Raw genomic sequence first — 4485 nt, 5'->3', positions numbered from 1 at the left:
CTCCCTTTGGGAGAAGACCGCGCTGCCTCCCCTTTGTGGTTCGTTTTTCTTAATTTTCGGGTAAGTCCTGCTCTTAACCCAAGCGTATTGATTTACTCAGATAATATTTTTCTTTTTCCCCCAGCAAGAACTGCTCCCTGCCCCCCTGCCTACACAGCGATAGGATATTTTTTTTAGTTGGAAGTTCCTAATTCTTAATTGTGGCCATAAGCTACCAACTTGGTATAAGTTGCAATATAAATTAGAAAATTTTATAGTAAACAGACTCTGGCAATTAGAGTATAAATTATCATGCTATACAAGCAAAAGTAAAGTATAAAAAAGTACAAGTGCCCTAAAGGAATTTAGAAGTAAAGATAACTCAGATGTATAATTAGCGCGTCTCCTCCATAATCCCTAACAAGATTGTGATTTAGGTTTGGTAGGCTTTCTATTTTTTACTTTAATAAGGGGCATATGTGGCAACAAGAAAAAAAAGATACTTCGATAATTAGACTGGTATTATGGCTTGCCTTAGCAACAACCCCTATGGCAGCAAGTTTACTGGTCTCAGAACCCATGCTGGCACAATCTAAACCTGATTCTTCCTCTTTTACACTGCCGCAAACAGTGCAGAATGGGACGACAGTAAAGATTGATGGTTCAAGTAGCTTGAGTGCAATCAACCAAAGCCTGAAAGAAAGTTTTGAAAAACAATTTTCCGGTACAAAGGTTGAAGTTGCTGCTAACGGCACTGGTACGGCACTGAAAGATTTGCTAGATGGCAAAATCGACATAGTAGCAATGGGGCGTGGGTTGACGCCAGCAGAAAAAGCCCAAGGACTAGAGCAAGTTCGCTTGCACCGTGAGAAGATTGCGATCGTGGTTGGTGCAGATAATCCTTTTAAAGGAAGCTTGACCAGTAAGCAATTCGCCCGGATTTTTCGAGGACAAATTACAAATTGGTCACAACTGGGGGGGTCTCCAGGGAAGATTAGGTTAATCGATCACCCTAATACGAGTGAAACTCGCAATACTCTTCGTGCTTATCCAGCCTTCAAAACTGCTGAATTTGCTACAGGCTCTAATGCTACCCAATTAACTGAGGATAATACCGCAGAAATCATCCAACAATTGGGCAAAGATGGCATCAGCTATGTCTTAGCTAATCAGGTATCGAAGTTGAAAGGCGTGCGAGTTCTGCAATTACATCAAGCCTTGCCAGATGATGCTAAATATCCCTTCTCGCAACCTTTAGTTTACGTTTACAAAAAAAATCCCAGCTTAACCACAGTAGATTTTCTCGGCTTTACCCTTGCACCCCCAGGACAGCAAGCTATAGAACAAGCTAGAACAGCTGAAGCAGAGGCGATCGCAGCCAGCGTATCAAAACCTGCTGTCACGGCTTCTCCCAATGCCCAGACGACACCTGCTGCTACGCCTTCCCCTAGTGCCACTACTTCTGTATTTGGCGAACAACCGTTTGTAGCGGCTCCTGCACAAAATAGTCCAATTGTAAACAAAGAAACACCAATTTGGTTGCTGCTACCTGTCTTTCTTCTGGCTGTAGCTGGAGGGGTACTATGGCGGACTCTGGGAAAACGCCCATTGCCGAGTGAGAAAACAGACAACTTACCAGAATCAAATCCTCGTCCACCCAGCACAGAAGATGTAGAAATGGCGGCGCTTGATGCCAGCACAGATTCCTCCCTTAACGGAGCGATGCTTGAGGAGCAGCTAGTGCCCCACTTCCAAGAGCAAGAAACCCCTGATCGCATTCCTTTCAACATCTATGCTCAAACACAATCTGACCTGACCCAGAACGCTACTCAGGGGACATCAAATTTAGTACAAGAGGCAACTAATGGCACCTCTAACCCCTATGAAGGCACAACCTCAGGCGTAGCCAATGGATCAGAAAATAACAACTTGGGAGCCGCAGCTTTAAGCGGTGGTGCGGCTCTAGCAACGGGCATCGGGACGGCTACCTGGTCTGCCTTTACCAACAAAGAAACAGATGCGATTGCTCAGACAGATGAAGTAAATAATTATACTGAGAAAAATCCTCCTGAGTCTGATGAGGTTGCATGGGATATAGAAGCCCCAGCGGCTGTAGTAAATACTTCATATCCTCACCTGGCTAATATTCCAGAAGAGGCATCTAATGGGGAACTGCCTTCATCTGAGGCTTTAGCCCCACTCCCAGAATTACCAGATGTGCCAGAAGTAACATCTGATTTTGAATATTGGGACACAGAAATTAGTGAAGATCAGATAGATGAGGAACTCCAGGCAGAATTGAACTGGCTAGAGAGTATTACCTCAACTGAAGATACAGTCTCAGTAGATGAATTGCCCTTCCCAGAGTCTGGCGAAGTGGCAACGGATATAGAACCCTCAGCCACACAAACATCCTCACTGCCCGATTTCCCAGAATTTCCAGAAGATATATTGAATGTGGTAGCGGACGCAGCTGAACCTACTGTCGATTTTCCAGAGGAAGAATTTCAAGCAGAGCCGACTGTTGGGGAAGGTGATGCTGATGCTGACTCCACAGATTTTGTCGCCGCTGGGGCTTTAGCAGCAGGCGCAGGGATTGGAGCCGGGGCTACCATTGCATCAGATGCCCAAGGACAAACTGATACTAAGGTTGACAATGTGCCGCTCGCAGCCGAAACAGCTATTGGCTTGGTAGATGCAGATGAACAGAGCAGTATTGTGCTCACACCTCATACTTCAACATCGGCTCATGTATCTTGGGAGATTTCCGAAACCAAGAAAGCAGCACTGCGCCAACAGGGCGGCTCCCAATTGGTAGTGCGGCTCTACGATGTGACTGGAATTGACCTGAGCTATCAAAGTCCCCACCTGGTGCAGCAGTATGAATCTGAGGAGACGGCACACGATCGCTTTGTGGAAATTCCCATCAGCGATCGCGACTACATAGCTGAAATTGGCTATGTCGCTGATGGCGAGCGCTGGTTATTCATCGCCCGTTCAGCAATCATTCGTGTCTTCAGTCCTATCCATCCAGATCCTATAGCTGATCATGTGGCGCTGTCTACGACGGGCGTAGCAGCAGGGGATGAAACAGGTATTGGCTTGGTAGATGCCCAACAAGAGAGCAGTATTGTGCTTAGATACCGCACTCCCCAATGGGCTGATGTCTCTTGGGAGATTTCCGAAACCAAGAAAGCAGCGCTGCAACAACAGGGCGGCTCTCAATTGGTAGTCCGGCTCTATGATGTAACTGGGATAGACCTGAGTTATCAAAGTCCCCAGCTTGTACAGCAGTATGAATGTGAACAGACAGCACGCGATCGCTTTGTAGAAATTCCCATCAGCGATCGCGACTACATAGCTGAAATTGGCTATGTCGCTGATGGCAATCGCTGGTTATTCATCGCCCGTTCAGCGATCATTCGTGTCTTCAGTCCTGTGCATCCAGATCCCACCGTTGAAAATGTAGCGTTAACAAGTCAAACAGCTATTAACTTGGTAGATGCCCAACAACAGAGCAGTGAACAACAGAGCAGTATTGTGCTCACACCCCGCACTCCTAAATGGGCTTATATCTCTTGGGAGATTTCCAAAACTCAGAAGGAAGCGCTGCAACAACAGGGCGGCTCCCAATTGGTAGTGCGCCTGTACGATGTGACTGGGATTGACTTGAGTTATCAAAGTCCCCAGCTTGTACAGCAGTATGAATGTGAAGAGGTAGCACACGGTCGCTTTGTAGCTATTCCCGTCAGCGATCGCGACTACATGGTTGAAATTGGCTATATCGCTGATGGCGATGCCTACGGCGGTAAACTACGCTGGTTACTCATAGCTCGTTCAACCAATGTTCGGGTTTTCAGTCGTCCCCACGGAGATTTCTGGTTTGTGGCAGATACTGAGTTGATTATTCACGGAGCTACCGAACCAAATACAAGCGTAAACATTGGTGGTCATACCATCAAAATCAAACCGGATGGTACTTTCCACTTACGTCTCCCCTTTTCAGATGGTTTAATTGACTATCTCATAACGGTAGCTGCTGATGGGGAATCCACCAAAACTATCCATAAGAAGTTCTCCCAGGAAACTTCTGAAAGCTAGTAATTACGCTAAGTTATCCCCTCTAACCCGATTCTCCCCGTTTAGGGGGAAATCGGGAGAGGGTTACTTAACAGCACTCGTTTTACTAACAATTTCTAACATATAGGACTCATATCTGATTTTTGAACAAGATTTCAGATAAAACCCTGATAAAACAGACTTTTCAGTCTCAGTATATTTTCAGAAATAAAATCGGATTCCTATAGGACTCATATTTGATTTTTGACAAAAACTCAGTACACTTTTATTCCTTCTTCCCAGTCCCCAGTCCCCGGTCTTCACGAGTAATTCAGGAATCAAATCGGATTGCTATAGCAATCGCCAGATTGGTTAGGACACTAAGCTCAGGACGTGTTCCATCGCCATCCGCAAGGTAGGGAAGTACTCCAGTTGCTTGCGGATACG

1 protein-coding gene is annotated in these 4485 nt (G+C 46.0%); it reads left to right on the top strand.

Going from position 1 to position 4485, the window contains the following annotated elements:
- Positions 1-528 precede the first annotated feature (528 nt).
- Positions 529-4080, top strand: coding sequence for a DUF4912 domain-containing protein (locus V7L29_RS07060; RefSeq protein WP_334734975.1), 3552 nt, complete (start codon positions 529-531; stop codon positions 4078-4080).
- Positions 4081-4485: the final 405 nt, after the last annotated feature.

Source organism: Nostoc sp., from assembly GCF_036916575.1.
Classification (GTDB): domain Bacteria; phylum Cyanobacteriota; class Cyanobacteriia; order Cyanobacteriales; family Nostocaceae; genus Nostoc.
The sequence above is the reverse complement of the archived record's forward strand: the minus strand, read 5'-3'. Positions and strand labels throughout refer to the sequence as shown.